This is a genomic window from Psychrobacter sp. CX5 (assembly GCF_057621535.2).
Genome location: NZ_CM177735.1, coordinates 583495 through 606101 on the forward strand (window position 1 = coordinate 583495; position 22607 = coordinate 606101).

The 22607-nt window shown below is 41.6% G+C and carries 21 protein-coding genes; 11 read left to right on the forward strand and 10 right to left on the reverse strand.

The features are described 5' to 3' along the window. Positions 1–9: 9 nt before the first annotated feature. The gene (locus tag AC21OG_RS02150; RefSeq protein WP_487377372.1) at positions 10–594 is read right to left on the reverse strand and encodes a YraN family protein; all 585 of its coding nucleotides are present in this window, start codon (positions 592–594) and stop codon (positions 10–12) included. Between the two features lie 153 nt (positions 595–747). On the opposite strand from AC21OG_RS02150, the gene rsmI reads away from it, so the two are divergent. From rsmI to AC21OG_RS02165, 3 genes are all read left to right on the forward strand, one after another. Continuing rightward, positions 748–1662 (forward strand): 16S rRNA (cytidine(1402)-2'-O)-methyltransferase, encoded by a 915-nt coding sequence (gene rsmI, locus AC21OG_RS02155; RefSeq protein ID WP_487377370.1) that lies wholly within the window; start codon positions 748–750, stop codon positions 1660–1662. Between the two features lie 329 nt (positions 1663–1991). Then, complete coding sequence (locus tag AC21OG_RS02160) at positions 1992–3803, forward strand: ATP-binding protein (RefSeq protein WP_487377368.1); 1812 nt, start codon at positions 1992–1994, stop codon at positions 3801–3803. A gap of 27 nt (positions 3804–3830) precedes the next feature. After that, positions 3831–4685 (forward strand): DNA adenine methylase, encoded by an 855-nt coding sequence (locus AC21OG_RS02165; protein WP_487377366.1) that lies wholly within the window; start codon positions 3831–3833, stop codon positions 4683–4685. A gap of 121 nt (positions 4686–4806) precedes the next feature. On the opposite strand, the gene AC21OG_RS02170 is transcribed toward AC21OG_RS02165, so the two are convergent. Together AC21OG_RS02170 and AC21OG_RS02175 are read right to left on the reverse strand one after the other, a co-directional pair. Then, positions 4807–5301 carry an REP-associated tyrosine transposase gene (locus AC21OG_RS02170; RefSeq protein ID WP_487377364.1) on the reverse strand — a complete coding sequence of 165 codons (495 nt, stop codon included), beginning with the start codon at positions 5299–5301 and terminating at the stop codon, positions 4807–4809. Between the two features lie 276 nt (positions 5302–5577). Further along, positions 5578–6246: a DNA-3-methyladenine glycosylase family protein gene (locus AC21OG_RS02175; RefSeq protein ID WP_487377363.1), complete on the reverse strand. Its 669-nt coding sequence runs from the start codon at positions 6244–6246 to the stop codon at positions 5578–5580. A 108-nt stretch (positions 6247–6354) separates the two neighbouring features. On the opposite strand from AC21OG_RS02175, the gene AC21OG_RS02180 reads away from it, so the two are divergent. Further along, positions 6355–7548, forward strand: a complete 1194-nt coding sequence (locus tag AC21OG_RS02180; RefSeq protein WP_487377361.1) for an endonuclease/exonuclease/phosphatase family protein — start codon at positions 6355–6357, stop codon at positions 7546–7548. 46 nt (positions 7549–7594) lie between these two features. Here AC21OG_RS02180 and AC21OG_RS02185 read toward each other — a convergent pair whose 3' ends face one another. The 4 genes from AC21OG_RS02185 to AC21OG_RS02200 form a co-directional block, all read right to left on the reverse strand. Further along, positions 7595–8362 carry a sulfite exporter TauE/SafE family protein gene (locus AC21OG_RS02185; RefSeq protein WP_487377359.1) on the reverse strand — a complete coding sequence of 256 codons (768 nt, stop codon included), beginning with the start codon at positions 8360–8362 and terminating at the stop codon, positions 7595–7597. Between the two features lie 31 nt (positions 8363–8393). Beyond that, complete coding sequence (gene nfsA / locus AC21OG_RS02190) at positions 8394–9203, reverse strand: oxygen-insensitive NADPH nitroreductase (protein ID WP_487377358.1); 810 nt, start codon at positions 9201–9203, stop codon at positions 8394–8396. Positions 9204–9371: 168 nt separating this feature from the next. Continuing rightward, a complete protein-coding gene (gene coaBC / locus AC21OG_RS02195; protein WP_487377356.1) occupies positions 9372–10622 on the reverse strand; it encodes a bifunctional phosphopantothenoylcysteine decarboxylase/phosphopantothenate--cysteine ligase CoaBC in 1251 nt (416 codons plus the stop codon). Between the two features lie 192 nt (positions 10623–10814). Then, positions 10815–11300: a GNAT family N-acetyltransferase gene (locus AC21OG_RS02200; RefSeq protein ID WP_487377354.1), complete on the reverse strand. Its 486-nt coding sequence runs from the start codon at positions 11298–11300 to the stop codon at positions 10815–10817. Between the two features lie 259 nt (positions 11301–11559). On the opposite strand from AC21OG_RS02200, the gene radC reads away from it, so the two are divergent. Both radC and AC21OG_RS02210 read left to right on the forward strand, forming a co-directional pair. Further along, a complete protein-coding gene (radC, locus tag AC21OG_RS02205) occupies positions 11560–12240 on the forward strand; it encodes a RadC family protein (protein ID WP_487377353.1) in 681 nt (226 codons plus the stop codon). A 392-nt stretch (positions 12241–12632) separates the two neighbouring features. Continuing rightward, entirely contained in the window at positions 12633–15485 is a 2853-nt protein-coding gene (locus tag AC21OG_RS02210; RefSeq protein ID WP_487377352.1) for an acyl-CoA dehydrogenase, read from the forward strand. A gap of 39 nt (positions 15486–15524) precedes the next feature. Here the strand turns inward: AC21OG_RS02210 and AC21OG_RS02215 are convergent, their stop codons facing one another. Continuing rightward, positions 15525–15686 carry a hypothetical protein gene (locus tag AC21OG_RS02215; RefSeq protein WP_487377350.1) on the reverse strand — a complete coding sequence of 54 codons (162 nt, stop codon included), beginning with the start codon at positions 15684–15686 and terminating at the stop codon, positions 15525–15527. 268 nt (positions 15687–15954) lie between these two features. Here AC21OG_RS02215 and AC21OG_RS02220 point away from each other — a divergent pair, with 268 nt between their 5' ends. Then, entirely contained in the window at positions 15955–16620 is a 666-nt protein-coding gene (locus AC21OG_RS02220) for a M23 family metallopeptidase (protein ID WP_487377349.1), read from the forward strand. Positions 16621–16828: 208 nt separating this feature from the next. Here the strand turns inward: AC21OG_RS02220 and AC21OG_RS02225 are convergent, their stop codons facing one another. Further along, positions 16829–17359, reverse strand: coding sequence for a c-type cytochrome (locus AC21OG_RS02225; RefSeq protein ID WP_487377348.1), 531 nt, complete (start codon positions 17357–17359; stop codon positions 16829–16831). Positions 17360–17478: 119 nt separating this feature from the next. After that, positions 17479–18624, reverse strand: coding sequence for an EF-P beta-lysylation protein EpmB (epmB, locus tag AC21OG_RS02230; RefSeq protein WP_487377347.1), 1146 nt, complete (start codon positions 18622–18624; stop codon positions 17479–17481). Between the two features lie 89 nt (positions 18625–18713). On the opposite strand from epmB, the gene efp reads away from it, so the two are divergent. From efp to AC21OG_RS02250, 4 genes are all read left to right on the forward strand, one after another. Beyond that, positions 18714–19289: an elongation factor P gene (gene efp, locus AC21OG_RS02235; protein WP_486545922.1), complete on the forward strand. Its 576-nt coding sequence runs from the start codon at positions 18714–18716 to the stop codon at positions 19287–19289. 635 nt (positions 19290–19924) lie between these two features. Next, complete coding sequence (locus AC21OG_RS02240; RefSeq protein ID WP_487377345.1) at positions 19925–21124, forward strand: hypothetical protein; 1200 nt, start codon at positions 19925–19927, stop codon at positions 21122–21124. A 61-nt stretch (positions 21125–21185) separates the two neighbouring features. Further along, the gene (locus tag AC21OG_RS02245) at positions 21186–21626 is read left to right on the forward strand and encodes a secondary thiamine-phosphate synthase enzyme YjbQ (protein ID WP_487377343.1); all 441 of its coding nucleotides are present in this window, start codon (positions 21186–21188) and stop codon (positions 21624–21626) included. A gap of 159 nt (positions 21627–21785) precedes the next feature. Next, positions 21786–22577, forward strand: coding sequence for a hypothetical protein (locus AC21OG_RS02250; RefSeq protein WP_487377342.1), 792 nt, complete (start codon positions 21786–21788; stop codon positions 22575–22577). Positions 22578–22607: the final 30 nt, after the last annotated feature.

Here is a 22607-nt window from a genome sequence, read left to right on the forward strand (position 1 = left end):
GGCTTATAACTACCATGCTGACGCGATAAAAGCCCCTTGCACCCATTCTGGATCTACATTCTGGTTCTGACTATGATAGGTCGTAGTACAGATGTCAGGATTTTGTTCATTAGGGTTTAGTTGGTTAGGGTATGGTTCATCAAGCCTGATTGTATAAGGATTCGATAGCTCAGGGGTTGATTGAGATGAATGAACTAAATCAGAATGAGCTCGTCGTTGATTTGAATCTCTCAAACTCAACGTCTCATTATACGCCACCACATCAAAGCGACATTCTAAATCAGCATATTGAGGATGATACTGCATAAAGTAACGCGCCGTTTTTATCAGTTTTCGCTGCTTCGATTTGGTCACACTCATGAGTGCATCCCCATATCCTGCCAGCTTTCGCTTGCGTACTTCCGCAAATACCAACGTATCCCATGACCTTCCCGGATGCAGTAATATCAAATCAATTTCACCCACCTTATGCTGTTGCCAGTTTTTCGCAATAACGATCAATCCTTGACGCTGCAAAAATTCCGCTGCAGACTTCTCATAACCTCCGCCATGACGCTGCTTTGGGGAACGAAGCCGAGAATGTTTAGAAGGCATAATGACAACTTAAATTTGGATGTGGCTTTAGGACAGGTAATATAAATCAACTAAAAGCTGACAGGTGATATATTAGCACATCATGGTAAACTGAGCGTAGCTTAACGATACCAAACTGTTTTTATCCCATTACTATTTGTATTAAGGTCTTATATGACAGCACAAGACGACACTCATAATCCCGCATCCTCCGAACCATCCAGCATATTGAATTCAAGCAACAGCTCTGTTGCCAAAGCCTACCTATTCATAGTCGCGACCCCAATAGGCAACATGGGAGATATTACGGCGCGTGCTATCGAGACGCTAAATCAAGTAGACATTATCGCATGTGAGGACACCCGCACCTCAGGCAAGCTACTCTCAAACTTCGGTATCAGCACACAGACGTGGGCTTATCACGAGCACAATAGCGAGATACAAACTCCAAAGATTATTGAGATGATTCAGCGTGGTCATTCGATCGCCCTTATCAGTGATGCTGGCACACCACTCATTAGCGATCCTGGCTATCAGCTCGTTCAAGCCGCGCATGACGCTGGTGTCAGTGTTGTGCCTATTGTCGGTGCCAGTGCTGCTATTGCTGCTTTAAGTGTCGCCGGTCTGCCCTCTGACAAATTCAGCTTTGTCGGCTTTTTACCCGCTAAGACGCATGGGCGGGTTAAGCAGTTAGAGCACTATGCCAATCGAACCGAAACGCTGATTTTTTATGAAGCCCCGCACCGTATCGTAGCCAGCCTTAAAGACATGGCGGCGGTATTTGGTGACACCCGCCCCGCGACGTTATGCCGCGAGCTGACAAAGACATTTGAAACCGTCAAAAAGGCTACCCTAGGCGAACTCATACATTTTGTTGAATCTGACAATAATCAGCAAAAAGGTGAGATTGTATTGGTCGTCGGCGGCAATGTGAACAATGTGTCTGATGATGACAGCATCCATGATACATTGCTGCTTCGCTTACTTGAGGATTTATCGGTAAAAAAGGCAGCCGCATTGGCATCTGACATTACCGGCGTTAAAAAGAATGCATTGTATCAACGCTTGCTAGAGCTGCAAAAAGTATAGTGTTGTTTAAGTACAAAAAAGATTAATCTTAATATCGGCGGTCTTTAGACAGTGATAAATATGCAGGGCAGAAGTAGGCCTTCTTGCGACATCATATCTTTTACTCCAATAAGGACATCTACTCTTGACATACCTACTAGTAGAAAGAAACTATTATTATTTAGTCGGTTTACTAGCATAATTAGTGAATGCAGGAACATGTTTATTCCTCTCATCATCAACCTTATTATAAGTTATATAATGATAAGATATTTGTATAAATTTTAATAACTGTGTATATTTAAAGACCCTTTCTTGCCTCGTTGGCTGCAAAATGGAGTTGCGGAAACATGAAAGTCACAAAGGTAATTTTTGACTCGACAGGATTTAGGAACCTTCGTAATTTAGAGATAAATATAGCTCCGCGGATTACTGTTATAGCAGGACACAATGGAATCGGAAAATCTACAGTCTTAGGCCTAATAGCAAATGGCTCCGAATTAAAATCTCAAAAAACAGTACTAAACACATCTTTTAGATCTGACTTCTCTGAAATTTTTCATTTAAATTATGAAGACGATATTCAGAATCGCACAAAAGATTCTTCTAATGCAACTTTAATATATAGCATAGATAATTGCGAAGTTAAGAAAGATTGTAAGGTTACAGGTAGTCAGAAAATCCTTATCAATAAAAAAGCTCTAAAGCCCTTTATAAAAAAAGTCGATAATTCAGAGCTGACTGAGAAACAAAAACAAGATTTAGAATCAAAAGAAGCTGAGAACCCTAATAATAGCTTTATCTATATTTATAGAATGAGAGTAATTCCTAGGACTGATATTAAACATCCAAATACTAATTTAGATGTTTTAAAAGAGTATGGCATTGAAGGATCGGCTAAAGTACCAATTCCTACAATATATTTGGGAATGAGTAGAGTCAGTCCGATAGGAGAATTTGAAACATCTCAAATTACAGTAAAATCTAAAAACTTAGATGAATCTATAGCAGAATATATATATGATACTTTTAACAAAGTAATTTTATTGCAACCTACATCTTCTAAAGACATACATTCTCATACCTTTGCCAAAACTAATAAACAATCTTTAGTTCCTAATTTTGAACATTCATCTTTAAGTATATCTCTTGGGCAAGACTCTTTAAGTGCTATAGTTACAGCCTTGGCATCTTTTAAGAAATTAAAATTGGAATTAGCTGACGACTATAGAGGTGGTATTTTAATAATAGATGAAATTGAAGCAGGTCTTCATCCTAAAGCTCAGCTTAAATTAATGGGTGTTATACAAAAACAGGCTAGAGAGTTAGACTTACAGGTCATCGTTACTTCTCATTCATTAACTGTTATGAAATATATTCTAGATAGTAACAACAAAATACCAGTAAAAGAGCAACTTGATGGTGTAGTTTATTTGATGGACACAAATATACCAAGAAATATGTCTGATATAAACTATACTAAAATCAAGTCAGATATGCTCTTAACTGAACCTAAATATATAGCAGAGCAAGACAATATAAAAGTATATTTAGAAGATGATGAAGCGAAATACTTCTTTGACAACATACTAAAATATAAGCAAATAAAAAGTGGATCAATCGAATTTGGAAGGCCTTTAGAAAGCATCTCCTTAAAAATTGGTTCAGAAATATTGATTAAATTAGCTCAAGCTGATAATTATTTTAAAACTGCTGTTTTAGTCGCAGATAATGATGTAGCGTCCAAAAGATCTAATCGTGAGATCATCAATAGTAATAGTAACTTTTGTGTATTACCTCAAAGTAAAAATATTAATGATAATACATCTTCTCAAGAGAGGACTCCTGAATATTTCTTATACGACTTTTTAGAAGACAAATATAATAATATGAACTCTGAAACTGAATTCTGGACTAATATGGGTTCATATACTACCAACTACGTTGAAGAACACGTTCTTAATCTAAATAATCAACAAAAACATAATAGACATAACATGAAGACATGGTTTAAGCAAAATTTAAAATTTTTCGATGAAGTTAATTTATTACACCATTGGTGTGAAGCAAATTCAGCACAAATAGATACATTTATCGAAGTACTTGAAAAAGCCGTTAATGTAGCTTACCAAAATTTAGAAGATGCAGTCGAATTCAAATAGTAGTCTTAACTTATACTAGGTAGTTAAATGAAACGTTCAATATCCCCTCTACGTTACCCTGGTGGTAAAGCTAGTATATATTCTATGGCTAAAGATATTATTACTAGTAATGATATGACAGGTAGTCAATATGCAGAACCTTACGCTGGAGGCTGCGGTCTTGCTCTGTTGTTATTATTCGACGGTATTGTAGATGAGCTTTATCTTAATGATATAGACCCTTCAATAGCAACTTTATGGAAAGTAATAATCGAAAATCCCACGGCATTAATAGACCGTATCTCAAACTGCAAAATCAATATGGATGAATGGCTTATACAGAAAGAAATTCAAAGCCACAAATTAAATGCTGACCCCTTAGATTTAGCTTTCTCGACTTTATACCTTAATCGAACAAATCATTCAGGAATTATAAAAGCTGGTGTTATAGGCGGTAAGAAGCAAAATGGTAACTATAAAATGGATTGCCGTTTCAATAAAGAGTCTCTCATCGCTAGAATTAACCAAATTGTACAGAAGAAAAACCAAATCCATATTTATAATCTAGATGCTATCGAATTCATCAATAAGCTTGAGAGTTTTAATATTCCTAAACCATTGCTCATGGTAGATCCACCTTATTACAAAAAGGGAAAAACTTTATATACAAATTTCTATGAACATGAAGATCATGCTTTAATCTCAGAATGTTTAAAAAGAACACATATTCCTTGGCTACTAACTTACGATAATACACCAGAAATATGTAGCCTTTATAGTGAATTCCGCTTATATCAGTTTGATATTTATTATAGTGCGCAAGCTAAAAGGTTAGGTAGCGAGCTCTTTATAGCCTCTTCTCATTTTAATGAAATTAATAATGAACGATTACAATTAGCTTAGTCTCGTAACTTGACGCCAACCTACTAACCCTTATCAAATTTGTGCACGATCCGTAGGTTGGGTGGAGTTTGCGACACCCAACAAATGAATTAAAACATCATCACGTCACATAACCTCAAACCTATCCAACCCAATTTATATCAACTAAACCATCCTTAACGTACCAATGAAACGATGAATATTGCCAATCTTTAACCTGTGGCACATAACCGTGCTTAACAGGATTCATATGAATATACGCAACATGGGCACGATACTCTGCATCATCGCGAATGCAATGTTCCCAAAACCGACGTTGCCAAATACCCCGCTCTCCCTTGCGTAATCGACTTTTTGAAATATGCTCGGTCTTTTTAATATGGTACGAAAAATAATACTTAATCAATTTAATACGCTTAGAGAAATCATCATCGTCAGGTGGCATCGTACATAACAGATGCACATGGTCAGGCAAAATAACAACGGCATCAATATGAAAAGGGTGTTTTTGCTTAACGGTTTGAAAGGCTTGGCGCAATATATCGATATGAGCTATTAACAAGTCGCTATACCTATCTTGCAAAACAATCGTGAAAAAGTAAGTCGCACCTTGTTGATAGTGTCGCCGATATTGCATAATGACTTATAAATAATGAACGTCATTGGATTGTAGATGAGAGTATTGAGCATAGCAAATGTTACGTTATAGATATTAAATGTTGGGTCTCGTACCTCGACGCCAACCTACAAACCCTTATCAAATTTGTGAGCGATACAAGGATGGTGTTAGTAACCCACCAAATATAGACCATAACTATTATTTCTACACCAAACAAAACTGAGTTACGTCTTTTTGTCCCTCTTCAAGGTTTGAAAGATCTAACCGCACCCAACATAACGGTAAATTCAACCCTTAAACAGGCACCGCCTCTCTATCTTTTAGCCAACCATAATGCGCCCATAATAATAAACTGGCGGCGCTGCGGTGCGGCGACCACGGTTCGGATAATGTTCTCAGTTGTTTTGGGGTGGGTCTGGCATCAAGTCCTAGTAATTGCATAGCGCCAACTTTAATGGCAAGGTCATCTACTGCCAGCACATCTGCCCGTCCCAAGCTAAATAATAAGTACATTTCCGCTGTCCATTTCCCTATGCCAGTGACTGCCGTTAATATCTTGATAACCTCAGCATCGGGCAGAGTTATCAGCGCCTCATAGTCAATGTTGTGCTCGACTAAGGAACGAATGTAACGAATCTTTTGCCATGACAGTCCGTTTGCCTTTAGGGCGTCATCTTCTGCCGCTAAAATAGCTTGCGGACTTGATAGACCCGCCGTCTCAAGTTTATTCCATATGCTACGGGCAGCAGCAACAGAGAGCTGTTGTCCGACCATGGCTCGCATCAATTGATCAAATCCGCCGTCATTACGACGTAAACTGGGAACGCCCACTTGTTTGTAGACCGCTTCAAATCTAGGCTCAATCTTGATTAGCTTTTTGATATGCGACTGCAAATCTTTTGGCGTCTCAATGGTTGTGATCGTCGTCAGTGAGGAGGGTATATCATTTGGGAGTAAGGTCATGATGATTGCTTATTATATTTGTATGGTTTATTTAAATAGAGTCTGTTATTGGGCTATAAATTCAGCTATAAACTGGGCTCGAAACTGGACATTGAATTAAGGGATAAGATGACAACATTGTATGGCTTTATCAGTCGTTGTTTATTTTGGCTCGCTACTGCTGGCATCCTGTTAATGACCTTAAGCCAGCTATTGGGTCGTTATAGTTGGCAATTGGAGCTATTTAGCCATTATGTGCCTCATTTGGCTATTTTGACAATATTAGCGACTGTTTTTTACCCCAAATTCAAGCTGAATGTTAGCAGTATACGGGTCATACGAGTGGTATATTTATTCATTGGGTTATTGTTGATAATGTGGAGTTTACAGCCATTATCCCTACTTCTCTCAAAATCTGTCGAACTAGTACCGTTCAATTCTAAAATTGATAGTAAGGTCGAAGCCCGGTCTAAAACGTCTTTGTATAAAGCTACCTCAGACAACAGCGACCCTTCAAAACCCCTCATCATTAGCTATCAAAACGTAAATATCGCCAATCAGTATCCTAAACAAACTCTCAAACATTTAACCGACATTGAGATAACGTCAAGCTCGCTTGCACAGCCCGACCCTGACATCATCGCATTGGTTGAGGCAGGCGGATCAAATTGGCAACCGACACTAAGCAACCTTGCCAAACATTATCCGGCTCACTGCGGTGTTGATAAAGACAGCCCTTTTGCCCTGCAAATATTTAGTAAAGTTAACGCTACACAGTGCGATATCATTATGCTTTCTGACTTTCCTGTGGCAAGACTGGTATTTTCAAACTCATCATCTGATAATCTTAACACCCAATCTAAAGTGTTATATGTCGCTCACCCTCCTCCGCCTTTAGGGGGTACATTTGCCACCGCTCGAAACGATTATCTTGACCAGTTGGCTCATTTAATACAGGCTGATCAAGGGCAGTCGGTTATGGTAGTGGGAGATTTTAATCTATCTGCCTTTTCGCCTGTTTATCGAGACTTTATCAGTCAGACCCAACCCTCTAGTAGCTATTTAAATGGGACGTTAAATGGGACGTTAAATGGAACGTTAAATGGGACGTTAAATGGCACTTTTAATGAGAATTTAAATAAATCGTTAGTCAAAGCGACGTCATTGCAGCGGACGACGCTAACAGGATTGCCCACATGGCGACCTTTTGGCATTGGGATTGATCATGTTTTAGTTAACTTCAACACGGACAATGTGACCACTCAGGCTATTGACTGGGTAGGGTCAGACCATAGAGGGTTTATTATAGAATGGAGAGAGTAAACTAAACCAAATTGAGCTGAGATGAGATTAGATGAACTTAACTGAGCTAAGCGAGTAAACCGAGTATCCCTTGCCAGCCGACGCGCAATCCTAATACAGTCAAAATCAACAGTACCAACTGTCGGAATCTATCGGGCGAAAGATAATGGCGTAAGCGAATACCTATCAATAAAAAAACGATTGAAGCGGTCGTTAATAAACCAATCAGTAGCCAGTCACTGGTGGGTAGTGCCATTATTGGCTCACGTAATATGATGATTTGTGCCACTTTACCCAATAAATAACACATATTGCCTACTTTGGCGATGGTGTTTTTATTATTACTACTACCAAGCAAATACATCAGTAATATCGTTGACATGGCGTTGGTTGAGCCGCCAATAATACCGGCTATCAGACCTGTAGCAATTAACACCGGCGTCGTCGCTGGCAGAATAATTCTTTTACCAAGTACATGACTGATGACATAAAAAGCAATGACCGCCGCCAATAGCAGTAAAATATAGCTGCTATCTACCCACATCAACAGCTTGACGCCGAGTAGACTGCCAAGCAAGCTCATGAGTGCCAGTAGCCAATAATGCTTAAGGTAATAGGTGAAGTTGCCCCAGACACTACGCTCGCCACCGATGAGCCACGTCATCAGGTTTAGCGCAAATGAGGGAAGAATAATGAGAATAATGGCATGTTGCAGCGGGTACATACTTGCCAATGCCGTCGTGGCAACTAACGTCACCCCTAAGCCACTAATTCCATGTAGCAATGAGGCAACGGCAAATATAAAGGTTAATAGCAGGTGTTCGGCGTCGAACATAGTCTATCCCTGAGACCTGTTAAAAAACGATTTAACGTTTGGCAAAGCCTTGTTTATTCATATAGTCCATGACATGAGGACGTACAGGTTTACCAAAGGTTTTAGTGACTTGAGCTTCCCATAGCTTATGATCTTCACTACCGCGCTCGACATAATACTGCTTCACTTTTTCATTGAATTCATCAATTTCTTTTTGTGTGGCAGGCTGATATTGATTTTCTGATACCAATACTGATAATGGGAAACGAGGCTTTTGCGAGGCGTTAATAGGCGCATCACTTGGGTGGCCAAGGCACATACCAAAAATAGGTACGACATGCTTTGGTGCATTAATCACCTCGCCTGCGCGCTCGATATCATTACGCATACTACCGATATACACTCCGCCTAAACCTAACGACTCCGCAGCGGCAAGTACGTTTTGGGCAAATAAGCCGGCATCCACTGCAGAAATTAACACCACTTCCATCCAGTCCAGCTGAGCATCAGGTTCCACTAAGTGATGGCGATAATTATCCATACAGAATACTAAATACTCTGGGCATTCTAAAATATAGGGATGCGCAAGCTCTTTACCTTCACTTTTGGCTTTGTTGTACTCTTCTTCGCTCATGCCATTCGAGATTTGGTGAAACTTAACCCGCTGCTCAGGGTCAGTGATACGAACCACGCTGACCGACTGCATATAGTTTGAGGTTGAGACCGCACGTCCTGCTTGTAGTACGGCTTCGAGCATCTCGTCACTAATTGGCTCATCAGTAAAGCTACGTACCGAGCGGTGATCTAGCATAGCATTCAGGGTCGAGTTCATATTTTTAATTTTATCTGAAACGTCTGTCATAGCGTATCCTTATAATTCGTCAATTTATTTCTAAGACATAATCTGTAAAAAATTCGTGTTCTCATAATTTTTAAAGTGGCTATTAAAGACTTGTTTTAGTAAGGATTTTAAGATTTTCAGCTTTAAATTTTTAGCTTTAAATAACCATTGTTAATTTTAAACGAATGTTTACTTAATGACGGTACTTATTAAGTTTACTAAATGTTCCGCTATGTTATTTTTATTCATTTTTTCTAATTCAACGGATGGTTTTTGATATTTATCAGCAAAGAAAACCGTCATCGCATTTTCATCACTGGCAAAGCCGATATCGGATCTTGATACGTCATTGCAAGCAATCATATCCAAATCTTTAGAGGCCAGTTTCCCGCGGGCATATTTCTCAATATCCTGAGTTTCCGCGGCAAATCCTACCACGAACATATCGGGATGGTTATGCGATATCGTCGCCAAGATATCGGGATTCTTCACCAGATCAAGGGTCATTTCGTCTTGCGTCTTTTTGATCTTTTGCGGGGCAGCATCTCGGGTACGATAATCTGCGACTGCCGCTGTGGCAATAAAAATGTCACAGCCTGTATCTGTGGCTTGAGTGGCAGCTTGTAACATATCATTAGCAGATAAGACATCCACACGATGCACGCCAAATGGGGTTGGCAAACTTATTTTACCACCTGCAATCAGCGTGACCTCTGCACCCGCATCACAGCACGCCTTTGCCAGTGCAAATCCCATCTTTCCTGAGGAATGATTGGATAAAAAACGCACAGGATCGATGGCCTCTATTGTCGGCCCCGCCGTAATAGTCACTTTCTTACCTTTAAGACTCTGACGCACCGTCATCTTGGTCTTAAGGTCGATCACATGACTTAATAACTCGTCAGGCTCTGGCATCCGTCCTGCGCCCACATCCCCACACGCTTGTACACCGCTGTCAGGCTCAATAATATGATAGCCCAAGTCTTTTAAAGTCTCTATATTTAACTGAACGGCAGGGTGTGCCCACATCTGCTGATTCATAGCGGGTGCAAGCATCACGGGAGCCGTCGTCGCTAAGCAAACTGTCGCCAGTAGGTCATCCGCCATACCCATTGCCAAACGCGCCAACGTATTGGCTGATGCAGGCGCAATAACAATCAAGTCTGCCCATTTTGCCAGCTCAATATGCCCCATCCCTGCTTCTGCGGAAGTATCGAGTAGCTCAGTATGTACTTCATTGCCTGTTAACGCTTGTAAGGTCAATGGGGTAATAAACTCTTGTGCGCCTTGGGTCATAATGACTCTAACCTCGAAGCCTGCTTTGACAAGCAGACGGGCAAGCAAAGCAGATTTATAGGCGGCAATACCGCCAGTTATTGCTAGAATAACATGGCTAATATGTTTGGCAGGCGCATCGACCGGTGTGAAGATTAAACTCATAAGGGGATATACTCTTTAAGGGATAAAATTAGTTCAATAATTGCACAATAATAACTAGGGTCTGCTGAACAACTCTATACAGCTCCTATTAAAGCAAGATAGTTAAAATAAAAATGCACTTATGGTAGCAAGTTTACAAGACTTTTGAATCGTTTTTTTGCTTGTCAACGTTATAAATTTTGCTTATAAACGTTATAAGTTATGACGGTATTGCACCATGTCGGTTAAATCAGCGAGACTGTCATAAAGTTTTCGAGCAGGGTCATTATCCTGTTGCGTCACCCAGTACACCCGATTGCAATCCCTACCCTTTGCAAAGTCATAAACGTGCTCGATAAGCGCCCGACCAACGCCTTTGCCTCTAACACGACTATCGACATACAAGTCCTCTAAATAGCAGCACTCTGTCGTATTCCATGTGTTCGGATGGATCACCACATGGGTTATACCGACAAGCTTGTTGTCTATAAAAGCACCGAAACCATATATTGGCACGGTGCCGTCCAATATTTTCTCCCACGTCGCATGGCTGGTCTCTTCACTCAGGCTCGTGTTGTAAAAATCTAAATAATTGAGCCAATTTTGTCGCCAGCTTTCATAATCCGCTGTGGTTAAAGCCCTAATAGTTACTGAGGCACTAGTTACTGAGGAGCTTATATTCTTCATGTTATTCATCATGTCTTCTCGTTATTCATAGGTGCCTATCAAACAATAGGCCTAATATAACAATAAAAAGGACAGCTTAAGAGCGTTATTTAATTTTTTATCGGATTATTATGCACATCCAAGTCACAACTTGCTAAACTGCGCTATTAAACTAACATCTGTTTTATCTTCTTTTAAAGAAACTGTTTGCTTTAAAGCATCTCGTCTTAAAATATTGCGCTTTAAATCATTGCGCAGATAATCACTCTATAATTAACTTATGGCATAAATAATGGCAATAAAAGATTGGCACGAAGATGATCGTCCTAGAGAAAAGCTACTTAAGCTAGGGTCAGAGCAACTGTCAGATGCTGAAATACTGGCCATATTTTTAAGAACAGGTACCAAACAACAGTCTGCTATTGAGCTGGCGCGCGCTCTAATAGATCAGTTTGGTAGTATTGCAGAACTGTTGGCTGCCCCAAAAGAGTCCGTCTTAGCGTGTCATGGTATTGGTCCTGCTAAATATGTTCAATTATTGGCAAGCCTAGAGATGGGCAAACGCTATTTAAACAGCGAACTTAAATCCGGAAATAGTTTAAACCGCTCGCAAGTGGTGAAAGACTACGTCACCACCCAGCTTAGACGCGAAAAGAATGAGGTCTTTGCGGTATTATGTCTGGATAACGGTCTGAATCTTTTGGACTATAAAGTATTGTTTGTTGGAGGCTTGTCTTCGTGCTCTGTGTGCGTCAAAAAGGTGCTGCGTCATGCGCTAGATCAAGGCGCCAGTCAGCTTATTATCGCTCACAATCATCCCAATCAAGATGCCACGCCTTCAAATGCCGACATTCATCTGACGGAAACGCTTAAAGAGGCCTGCCACGTCATAGATCTTAAGTTAGCCGATCATATCATCGTAGGCCGTAATCAGACGTTATCTTTTGCAGAAAGCGGTACCTCGCCTTTTTGATTAACAACGGCGATTCAATAATGGTCAATAACATCATTGATGACGGCGTATCGCACAGGATAGTCATCCTAGAGCTTTGATAATTGATAATGAGAGTAACCATTTGTAAAGATTATTATCTTGATTATCTGTGACGACCTACTTACTCTGTCACTATAAAGCTGAAAATATTGATATTCCTTATAAATATTACTCGATTTTTATTCGATAGTGCCTGTTTTCTTTAAACAATAAACCTTTAAACGATAAACCTTTAATTAATAAACGTTATCTAAATAAATTTTATCTATACCGCGCATTTAAGTTTTGCTCTATTATTTTGTGAAGCCTATACTTAAAGCATAAGCTTGATCGTTTACTCTTTATACTTTCTTAACATTAGGTTGTGAACTATGTCCCCATTAACCTTAGTCGGATTTTTTATACTTGCCATATTATTGCAACTTTTTGCCCTATTATTAGTGTTTTTATACGGGCTTAGCCGAACTGTCGGCTCGATCATTATTATTGTTATTGCTTTGGTCGCCGCTTTTATTGCGCCTTGGTCACTTCTACTCGGTGTGCCGTTGATTCTCGGTAGTTTAATAATATTAATTCCTGCTTTACGTCAGTCGCTTATTAGTAAGCCTGCTTATAATACCCTAGCTGGGGCCATGCCTAGCATGAGTGATACAGAGCGTGAAGCTCTGGATGCCGGTACTAGTTGGTGGGAAAAAGAGCTATTTATGGGGGCGCCAGACTGGGATAAGTTTAGTGGCTATAAGTACCCAACCTTATCTGAAAAAGAGCAGTCATTTATAGACAATGAGGTGGAAACCTTATGCGCCATGCTTGACGAATGGCAAATCCATCATCATAACAAAGATCTGTCACCTGAAGCGTGGCAGTATATTAAAGATAACGGATTCTTAGGATTAATCATTCCTGAAAGCTATGGCGGGCGTGACTTTAGTCCTTACGCTCAAAGCCGTATTATGAGTAAGATTGCTTCACGCAGCTTAACGGCAGCAGTCACCTGTATGGTCCCTAACTCTTTAGGGCCAGGCGAGCTACTCATGCATTATGGCACAGAAGAACAAAAGCAACGTTGGCTGCCCGGTTTAGCAAAAGGTGAAGAAATTCCCTGCTTTGGTCTAACGGGCCCTGAAGCCGGTTCTGATGCAGGCGCTATCCCTGATACGGGTGTGGTCTGCTACGGCACCTATGAAGGCAAAAAGGTTCTGGGTCTTAATATGACCTTCTCTAAGCGCTGGATTACTCTTGCGCCTGTCGCTACCGTCATTGGTTTAGCGTTTAAACTACATGATCCTGAAGGTCTGTTAGGGGATAAAAATAAAACAGACTATGGTATTACGTGTGCGCTCATTCCTGCCAGCTATAAAGGAGTGAAAACGGGAGAACGTCATAACCCAGGCTCTCCCTTTATGAATGGTACGGTAGTCGGCAAAGATGTGTTTATTCCACTAGACTTCATTATCGGCGGGGTAGAAAACGCGGGTAAAGGCTGGCGTATGTTGATGGAATGCTTGGCTGTCGGTCGTGGTATTTCATTACCCTCACTATCTACCTCAGCCAGTGAAATGAGCTATCTAACTGTCGGTGCTTTTGCCAAAGTGCGCGAACAGTTCAAAATCCCAGTGGGTAATTTCGAAGGAGTGCAAGATGCTAGTAGCAGCATCGCGAGCAACGCCTATATGCTTGAAGCTTTTCGCCACTTAGTAACCTGCGGTCTTAATGAAGGGGGTACTCCCTCTGTCATGACGGCCATGGCAAAATATTATGCCACTGAAACCATGCGTAAAGTGGTGAATGACGGTATGGATATCGTGGGTGGCCGTGCTATTCAGATGGGACCTCGTAACTTCCTTGCCCTGCCTTATCAAGCGATACCAGTATCAATTACCGTTGAAGGGGCCAACATTTTAACCCGCTCACTAATGATATTTGGTCAAGGGGCGATGCGTTGTCACCCTTACTTATTTGATGAGTTGCAACTGTTACAGAGCGACAATAAAAAAGACGCGCAAAAACAATTTGACGATATGTTCTTTAAGCACCTTGGCTATACCTTTAACCGTGGGGCGAAGTCATTTGTCGCAGGTTACTTTGGCGGAAGTGGTAAAGCGCCTAATTTCGCGGACAGCTTTACTCGTCCTTATTACAAAAAGATCAACCGTTTGAGTGCAAACTTCGCCCTAACCGCAGACATGGCGCTTGGTATCCTTGCAGGCGATTTAAAACGTAAAGAATTGCTATCGGGGCGATTGGCTGATATTCATGCCCACTTATTTATAATGACTGCCCTATTGAAATTCTATGAGCAAGGCACTCAGTCTAAGTCAGAACAGCTACACGCCCGTTTGGCGCTGGAGAACTGCTTATTCATTATTCAAGAAGCCTTCTTTGATTTCTTTGCCAACTTCCCAAATCGTCTGGCAGCAGGATTGGTGAAATTTGTCTGTTTCCCAGGCGGCACGTTTACGACCAAACCAAGTGATGCCTTGAAGCGTGAAGTCGGGGAGCTCATCATGGTCGATGGCGCTGAAAACCCATTCCGTGAACAGCTTAAGACACTGACTTATTATACGCGTGACCCAGAAAATAATATCGGTCGTATTGAAAATGCCTTCCAAATGCTTCGTGACGTCGAACCATTATGGAAAAAATTCAAAAAAGCGGAGCATAAAGGTAACTTTGTGGGTCTAACCTTTGAGGATCATGTTCTGACTGCCTTAAAAGATGGGGTGATTACCGAAGAGGAATCTGAACAGCTGATTGAATACAATGCTGTACGCTTTGATGCGCTCCTCACTGACGTGTTTGATGAGCACTTAGAGCATGCGCTACCTCGTCCCAATCCACATACCTTAGAGAATGCAGCTGAAAACTTAACCCCCTATGTGATCGAAAAGATTGAAAATGACATGGACTCAGCCGCTCAATCAAACCTGCATAACTCTGAAAAATTTGGCACATCTCAAGGGGCTAGCCCTATCGAAGAAGAAACAGGAGATAACAATAGTACCCACGGTTACGAGCAGGATGGAGATGTAGAAATGGTGTCTGAGCAAGAAAGCTTGAATGAGAAAGTCGATCAGACTGACTTTAACGAGAGGGACACCTTAGATTCATATCGAGATGACTCTCGCATCCGCGATGCTGAAATGACGTTAGAAGAGCGTATGGCGCGCAATCACCGTCATGATGAACTGCAAAAACGTCGTAAAGATGCTGATTATAAGTAAATGATAGAAATAGCATCTTGATTTCAATAGTAGATTTTTTTAAACCGTGCCCAGTGCACGGTTTTTTATCCCTTTTTTTATCCCTTTTTTTATCCCTTTTTTTATCCCTTTTTTTATCCCTTTTTTTATCCCTTTTTTTATCCCTTTTTTTATCCATTTTTTTATCCATTTTTTTATCCATTTTTTGATCCCTTTTTTCATCAATTTTTCCATCACTATTTCATCAGTCTAACGCTGTTTTTACTTAAATTACCTATAGTCTATAGCACCATATTGTCTATCATTACTGTCATCACGCCCTATACATTATTTTGCGTCTATAAATTACCTCTATTCTTATTGACTGACTTTATTGACTAACCTTATTAACTGAAGACTTATGTAAAATAAGAAGAGTTAGCTGCTGGGCTAAAAGCACCAGCGTACAGTGAATTACAATAAGTTGAAAACAGGGTAGAAAAGGTATCATATGTCAAAAGTTAACAAGCCAAAAGGTAAGCGACCACACGGCAAAGGGGTCTCGTCTCCTAAACCGAAGGGCTTTTTTGGTCGAATAGCGTCACTAATAAACGCCTTACTTAAATTTGCCCTGTCCATCATCATAATAGGGGCTGTCATCGGCGTCCTATTATATGGTGTGCTACCTTACGCCACACAGACGGATAGCCCGGCTAAGATAAAAAACTATCTAACCCACTCCTATAAGATAGCTAAGCTTTTGCAACAAGACCCACCTCAGCCCGATAGCTTACCCAATCCCATTCTCGGTGCTCATTTGACAGACACCTGGGGCGCTGCCCGTAGCGGCGGTCGTACGCATGAAGGTATTGATATATTTGCGGAGCGAGGCACGCCTATCCATAGCACAACGCCCGGTGTGGTACGAAAAGTCGGTGAAAATCAGCTAGGTGGTAATGTGGTCACTATCGTTGGGCCAGGCGGTGTGGGACATTATTACGCCCATTTAGAGCGCTTTGCAGATATTGCAGAGGGCGACTGGGTTGAGGCTGGTACGGTGATTGGATATGTGGGTGACAGTGGCAATGCCAAAGGTACGCCGCCACATGTCCATTACGGTATATACACCAAATCAGGAGCGGTAAACCCCTACCCCTTATTGGTAAAACAAAACTAGCGGCATACACTACCTTGTTGGCTCTAGTAACGAACAACGCTGTAGTACTTTGGTTTTTGACCACTGCCCCTTTTAAACAGACAGACAGACAAGCAGATAGTCGTCCAAAACGGGCTGGGCTCCATGTCATGCGGCTGTTTTTAAAAGGGTCTGCTTATAAAGGACTGCTTCTAAAAGGATTACTTCTAAAACGGCTATTTTAAAAGGGCTACTTTTCTGAATCAGGCGGTGGTGGCGGGGCATCACGGCCCAACGTCGATAAATAGGCGATGATATCCTGCCTATCCTGTGCATTGGGCATGGGATCTGAGAGCATACGTGTGTCCGGTAATACCACCTCAGGGTCTGCAATATATTTATCTAAGGTTTCGGCATCCCACACCCAATGGGCATTATCCAACCCCTCACTATAGTTATAATCCTCAAGCTCAGCAGACGGCGCCATATAGACACCAACAAGTTGCGGGCCTTTTTTATTACTGCCAGGCTTTAAGGTATGACACTGCTCACAGTTGTCCTCATACAGTATTTTTCCGCGTTGAGCATCGCCATTTTCATAAACGGGTGCGGTCACTTGAGCGCGATAATCAGGGGGCTTAGGCGTACAACCCGTGCTCACAATTGTTAACGCCGCACTAAAGATCATCCAGATTTTAGCGTCAGTTAGGGGTAATAAGCGCTTTCGAGGTGTTTTAGATTTAGGACTTATTTTAGATTTAAGATGCTCTAAAGACGACATGGTTATCTCACTTTGCAAGGTTTTATCACGCTATTTTAGACACGCTATTATAAAATAGTAGATGGTAATAAAAATACGCTCTAAATGTTGAACAAATCCTAAACTAATAGCTGCCCCATTTAGAGGGTCGGCGTTTCAAGATCTGATTGAAAAGCATACAAATCAACTGGGGTTTTAAAGGGTTTATGCGGCAGCTCTTGCACCAGTTTCGGCATCAAATATCCGGGTAATTGGGCTAGCATTTGCCAGTATAATGCCACTGCTTTTTGCTGCGGCATATCAAAATGGGCAGCCCCCGCTACTTTATCTAAGACATGTAAGTAATAGGGCAATACCCCTGCCTCGAACAAACGCTCGCTTAGATTGACTTGCGCCTCAAGGGTGTCATTAACGCCCGTCAATAACACCGCCTGATTCAGCAAAGTAATGCCATGCTGTCTTGCCTTTTGCAGAAACGTTGCGGTATGCGCATCTATTTCATTGGCATGATTGCTGTGCACCACCATCACAATACGGCAACGACTGGCCTGCAACCGCTGCAATAACGCCTCATACAAACGCTCTGGAATCACTATCGGCATGCGGGTATGCAATCGAATGGTGCTAATCTGCGACAACGCCTCTAACCTATCTAACCATATAAACAAACGACGGTTTGAGACACTTAACGGATCACCCCCACTAAGAATGACCTCACAAATGTCTGGATGCGCACTAATATAATCTTCAATGAGCGTCAACTGATCTGACTTTGGTAAATTACCTTGATAATCAAAGTGTTGTCTAAAGCAATATCGACAATGAATGGCGCACGCTCCCGTCACCGTCAGTAATACCCGCGAGTGGTATTTATGCAACAGTCCTTTAATCGGATTATGTTGCTCTTCGGCCAAAGGATCTGCCTCATAACCACTCACCGCAATCTGCTCTACCTTGTCTGGTAGGACTTGCTTAAGTAACGGGTCATTGGCATCGCCTTTATGCATTTTTGCCACAAAGTCTTTTGGCACACGCAAACTGAAGTCTTTAGGCACATATAACGAAGGTTTTATGTGACTTAACTCTAAAATAGCTAGCAACTCATCAATATCTGTAATAACATCTGCAAACTTGGATTGCCATGTCAACTCGCCACTCACAACACCTTTCTTAGAACGCTTATCATAAGCACTCGACGGCGATGTCGATGACGACTTAGATTGTCGAGTATCGACTGATGTAAAAGGGATTTGCCTATTTTTTTGTTGGGGTAAATGGTTTATCATAGGGCCTATTATATTTGTTCAATGTGGTATATGTGATTTTTTATCATTCATTTTAAAGTATTTATTTGCAACGTATCAGGAGCACTATTGTGGCAAGTTTTTCAACCAACGAATTTAAAGCCGGTCTTAAAGTTATGTATGATGGGCATCCATGCGCCATTATTGATAACGAGTTTGTGAAGCCAGGCAAAGGCCAAGCTTTTAACCGTGTCAAACTACGTAACTTGCGCACTGGTAAAGTCTTAGAACAAACCTTCAAATCAGGGGAAAGCTTAGAAGGCGCCGATGTCATCGATACCGAAATGAACTACCTTTATAGCGACGGTGAGTTTTGGCACTTCATGCACCCTGAGACCTTTGAGCAACTGCAAGCCGATGCTAATGCAATGGAAGATGCGAAGCAATGGTTAAAAGAGAATAGTAACGATTTATGTACCATTACTCTATTTAATGGTGTGCCATTATCGGTTACTGCACCGAACTTTGTTGAGCTGGAAATTGTTGAAACCGATCCTGGCGTTCGCGGTGATACCTCAGGTGGCGGCGGCAAGCCAGCTCGTTTAGAAACAGGCGCTGTGGTTCGTGTGCCGTTATTTGTGCAACAAAACGAAGTCGTGCGTGTCGACACCCGTACCGGTGAATATCAAACTCGCGTGAGCAACTAGTTTAATGTCTTGATGCTCTTAGAAATCTAGTCGCGCATGTCACACTCTATCGTGACGCCAGTCTCCTATGCCTTGTGACCTTTGGGTGGCTATTATACACCTGATAACGGTCTCATAAAGCTTATGGGGCTGGCTTTTTTTATTTTTAAACACAAATTTTGACGCAAATGGCGACTTTGATGATGTAGCTCCTCCCGCTTTCCACTTGTATCTGCAAGGCTGACCCGTGGTGCGGGATAAGGCTTAGCAGGTCTCTTGCTTCGCGTAGCCCTGCTAAGACCTACCCCTTACAACACGTCCAGACTTGCAGGATACCGCTACAATCGGGGCTAAACCGCACCTCCTTTAAACACCCTGTAAACCGTCGCAAGCTCGCCTCTGTATCAATAACTCTATCAATGACTCTATCATTCACTCTATAATCGACAGTTACATAAGCAATATTTAAACCCCCCGCCCGCTTGTTTACACTTAAAGACTAGGATCTGTTGAACCAAGTAGTGAGTTAAGGTCAAAATAGCCCATGATGGTGTGTATAGCACCTCTTAAACGTGGTTTATCCCTAAGATCGTACTATTAAACTCGAGCCATAAAAAAACTTCTTTGTTTCCCACTAAATATAAGTTACCCCTACTATGTCCTATCCCATACTGCTACTGATTATCAGCTTAATTGTCATCGTGCCGACGGTATTCGTGGTTAAGGGCAAGTCAAAGCAAAAGCTGTTGGCTAACAAAAATCGGGATCAAAAGTATATTGGAAATGCCTCAAACCGAGGTACTTCAAATCCCTCAGGCGGCTCAGATGGCTCAGATGGCTCAGATGGCTCAGATGGCTCAGGACGAGCAACCGCTGAACAATTACAGATTGCCAATACTATTTCTCACTATCGCAACCACCCAAGCTTGCCGATCAGCTTCCGCCAACTGCTTGCAAAGATTCATGCTCAATATCAGACCCTAAATACTGTTAAACTGGCCCCAGATCAGCGCTTTGTTGTTGACAAGCTCGCAGGGACACGTTTGACCGAGATACTTGAAGACTACTTAGCCCTCGATAAAGACTATGCTGAAACCAGCATCATTGACCCGCAAAACAACTTAACCAGTCAAGACTTAACCTATGGTCAGCTCACCTCAATGCTTGAGTTTATGCAGCGCGTGCAAGACGATGGACAAGAGCAAGTGGCGAGTAATATCTTAGCCAATCGCAGTTATTTACAATCTGTGTATGGTGAGTTCCATCAGTCAGAGGTGTCAAATACTAGCTTACAAGGACTCAAAGCTCCTGAGCAAGACGCTTTAGAGTTGCTTGAACGACCCACCTCTAAGGTGTTGATTGAGCGGGGACGAGATTATTTGGCAGACTGTGATAATCTTGCACCAAATGATCTGGCTTTAACCCAATATGCGCCTTTGTTGGGCGATGATCTATTGACCCAACTGGGCACGCTTACCCACACTGCTGAGCAAACCCTTATCTATAACGAGGCACTCCTTGCAAATGATCAAGCGTTACCTGCCTTTGATAGGATTATCGCATCGGCTATACCAGACTTGCTGCGTCAAACAGTCGCTGATCATATAAAACATACCGAGAATGGCTCTGAAAATGAGAAAAATCAACTTTCAGACACGGAGCACACCCTCATTACCCAAAAAATTGCACGTATTCAGCAGCTGTTAGAGGACTGTTTAAAGCGTCTAGAAAAAGTCGCCGACCAACAATATCAAACGGGCAGCCCTGCCGCAGATCTAAAAAGCTTACAAAATACCCTGAAGAGCAAACACTCTCAGGCGCAGTATTTATTGGACAGTGGGTTTTTTAAGTTATAGAGTGTCGTTTAAATATAGAGTGTCGTTACATGATTGAGTATGGTTTATATTAGGATCTAGCATGGCTTATTATCAGACAACGTTGGTATTACCCGCCCATTCTCGAGGCGTACATATTATTACACCACTTATTAATGAAGCTATATCAGACTTATTGTCTCGTGAGGGTACTCAAGGCAATGATAATATCGGCATGGTGCATTTATTTTTGCAACATACCTCAGCGAGTCTGACTATAAATGAAAATGCGGATCCTGATGTGCGTTTAGACACTGAGGATTGGCTTAACAAGATTGCACCGGAAAATCAGCCTGACTATCGCCATACGTTAGAAGGTGATGATGACTTGCCTGCTCACTTTAAGAGCATGCTACTTGGGGTGAGTTTAAATATCCCACTAGTCGACGGTAAACTGGGCCTAGGTATGTGGCAAGGGGTCTACTTATGTGAACATCGCAATCATGCGGGTCGTCGCAATTTAGTGATCACCGTCCATACTTAGCAAGATTCCATTAACAGTGCGCTTTCAAGCCTTCTAAAAAGCAGCAAGTCAGTTAAAGTCTTGCAAAAAATCAATAAAAATTAAATCGTCACTCAATCAAATATTGGACGTTAATCAGATTTTAAATTAAACCTAAATATAATTGAAAATGAGAACTTTATGTTAAACAACCACCGAACAAATCTTGTGTCGTTTAAATCCAAGAGCCTATCGAAGTCTAAATCTAATATCGTTGTTTGCGCAGTTTTATTTGCATCGATAGCGCTTAGTATTACAGCCTGTCAAAAATCTAAAGACAGCGAGACGCCAGAAGTTGAAACGTCTTCACAAGCTGAGGCTACTACCAACTCAATCAATACGATGACAGATACAAGCGATGGCGCTATCGTTGACAATTCAGAATCTGTTGACAGTCAGCTGACATCACCACAAGCTAATGAGCCAACAGATTACCAAGGCCTTGAACCATTACCGCCGATTGAGACGATCACCGAAAGTTCAACTGGCAATTCAGCAGCTAATGGATCAGTCTATCAACTAACAGACCCATCAGAGATTGAAGCTCAATCGAATAACAGTGCAGTTGCCCCGTCTCAGCCCTATCAGTCGAATACTTCTAGCCCGAATAGCAAGAAACCTACCGCACCCCGCAGTGAAACCCAAGTGACTGAAGTTGAATATAAAGACGAAGCGGGACGCAGTATCCATGTCACCTTTCAAACGTCGGCAGCGTCAGTATTACAAGCGAACTTAAGAATGCCTTCAGGCAAGAGTCTATTACTCGTCGCGCCGCCAGGACAAGGTAACAATCCTACATACAGCTCAGCAGATGGTAGTGTCGAACTGGTGACGCATGCAGGCGGCAAGAAAATCGATTTTATTTTTGAAGGTCAGTCGATTAACATGACAGCGGTCAGTGCCGATGCCGAAGTCATCAAACCTAAGAAATAAGTAAAGCCAAATCGTTAATTCTGATAAATA

Bases quoted from the DNA above. Each gene is read 5' to 3' on its own strand.
- radC (WP_487377353.1), top strand. From the start codon at position 11,560: ATGGCAATAAAAGATTGGCACGAAGATGATCGTCCTAGAGAAAAGCTA.
- AC21OG_RS02180 (WP_487377361.1), top strand. From the start codon at position 6,355: ATGACAACATTGTATGGCTTTATCAGTCGTTGTTTATTTTGGCTCGCT.
- AC21OG_RS02170 (WP_487377364.1), bottom strand. From the start codon at position 5,301: ATGCAATATCGGCGACACTATCAACAAGGTGCGACTTACTTTTTCACG.
- AC21OG_RS02215 (WP_487377350.1), bottom strand. From the start codon at position 15,686: ATGAAAAAAGGGATCAAAAAATGGATAAAAAAATGGATAAAAAAATGG.
- AC21OG_RS02160 (WP_487377368.1), top strand. From the start codon at position 1,992: ATGAAAGTCACAAAGGTAATTTTTGACTCGACAGGATTTAGGAACCTT.
- AC21OG_RS02175 (WP_487377363.1), bottom strand. From the start codon at position 6,246: ATGACCTTACTCCCAAATGATATACCCTCCTCACTGACGACGATCACA.
- AC21OG_RS02220 (WP_487377349.1), top strand. From the start codon at position 15,955: ATGTCAAAAGTTAACAAGCCAAAAGGTAAGCGACCACACGGCAAAGGG.
- AC21OG_RS02200 (WP_487377354.1), bottom strand. From the start codon at position 11,300: ATGATGAATAACATGAAGAATATAAGCTCCTCAGTAACTAGTGCCTCA.
- AC21OG_RS02240 (WP_487377345.1), top strand. From the start codon at position 19,925: ATGTCCTATCCCATACTGCTACTGATTATCAGCTTAATTGTCATCGTG.
- AC21OG_RS02250 (WP_487377342.1), top strand. From the start codon at position 21,786: ATGTTAAACAACCACCGAACAAATCTTGTGTCGTTTAAATCCAAGAGC.
- AC21OG_RS02225 (WP_487377348.1), bottom strand. From the start codon at position 17,359: ATGTCGTCTTTAGAGCATCTTAAATCTAAAATAAGTCCTAAATCTAAA.
- AC21OG_RS02165 (WP_487377366.1), top strand. From the start codon at position 3,831: ATGAAACGTTCAATATCCCCTCTACGTTACCCTGGTGGTAAAGCTAGT.
- epmB (WP_487377347.1), bottom strand. From the start codon at position 18,624: ATGATAAACCATTTACCCCAACAAAAAAATAGGCAAATCCCTTTTACA.
- AC21OG_RS02210 (WP_487377352.1), top strand. From the start codon at position 12,633: ATGTCCCCATTAACCTTAGTCGGATTTTTTATACTTGCCATATTATTG.
- AC21OG_RS02150 (WP_487377372.1), bottom strand. From the start codon at position 594: ATGCCTTCTAAACATTCTCGGCTTCGTTCCCCAAAGCAGCGTCATGGC.
- coaBC (WP_487377356.1), bottom strand. From the start codon at position 10,622: ATGAGTTTAATCTTCACACCGGTCGATGCGCCTGCCAAACATATTAGC.
- rsmI (WP_487377370.1), top strand. From the start codon at position 748: ATGACAGCACAAGACGACACTCATAATCCCGCATCCTCCGAACCATCC.
- nfsA (WP_487377358.1), bottom strand. From the start codon at position 9,203: ATGACAGACGTTTCAGATAAAATTAAAAATATGAACTCGACCCTGAAT.
- AC21OG_RS02185 (WP_487377359.1), bottom strand. From the start codon at position 8,362: ATGTTCGACGCCGAACACCTGCTATTAACCTTTATATTTGCCGTTGCC.
- AC21OG_RS02245 (WP_487377343.1), top strand. From the start codon at position 21,186: ATGGCTTATTATCAGACAACGTTGGTATTACCCGCCCATTCTCGAGGC.